1 protein-coding gene and 1 other annotated feature are annotated in these 615 nt (G+C 67.8%); the gene reads left to right on the forward strand.

The features are described 5' to 3' along the window. Nucleotides 1-97: a sequence feature (AL1L pseudoknot), on the forward strand. This feature is flagged as partial in the annotation. Further along, a partial coding sequence (locus tag N826_RS39185) for an IS3 family transposase (RefSeq protein ID WP_157599449.1) occupies nt 1-615 on the forward strand: 615 nt, incomplete at both ends. It overlaps the preceding feature by 97 nt.

Here is a 615-nt window from a genome sequence, read left to right on the forward strand (position 1 = left end):
AGCTCGACCGCCCGTTCCGGAAATGATCGCCTTCATCGACGAGCAGCGCGCCGTCCACGGGGTCGAGCCGATCTGCAAGGTGCTGCCGATCGCCCCGTCGACCTACCGCGCCCATGCCACCCGGCGGACTGACCCGTCAAAGGCGCCGGCCCGCTGGCGAAGCGATGCCGAGGTAAGCGTGGTTATCCGGCGGATCTGGGATGAGAATTTCCAGGTCTACGGGGTCCGGAAGGTCTGGCGGCAGTTGCGGCGGGAAGGCCTTGCCGTGGCGCGTTGCACGGTAGCCCGCCTGATGCGGCGTATGGGGCTGAAGGGGGTGACACGCGGCAAGACGGTACGGACGACGATAAGCGACCGGTCGGCGCCGTGTCCGCTCGACCGGGTGAACCGTCAGTTCCGGGCGCCCCGCCCGAACACCCTGTGGCTGGCGGATTTCACGTATGTGGCGACTTGGCAGGGCTTCGTCTACGTGGCCTTCGTCATCGACGCCTTTGCCCGGCGGATCGTCGGCTGGCGGGTCTCCGGCACCGCCCACGCCGGCTTCGTGCTGGATGCCCTGGAGCAGGCGCTCCACGACCGCCGACCTGCCAAAGGCAGCGGTCTCATTCATCATTC

It is taken from the genome of Skermanella aerolata KACC 11604 (assembly GCF_000936425.1).
GTDB classification, from domain to species: domain Bacteria; phylum Pseudomonadota; class Alphaproteobacteria; order Azospirillales; family Azospirillaceae; genus Skermanella; species Skermanella aerolata.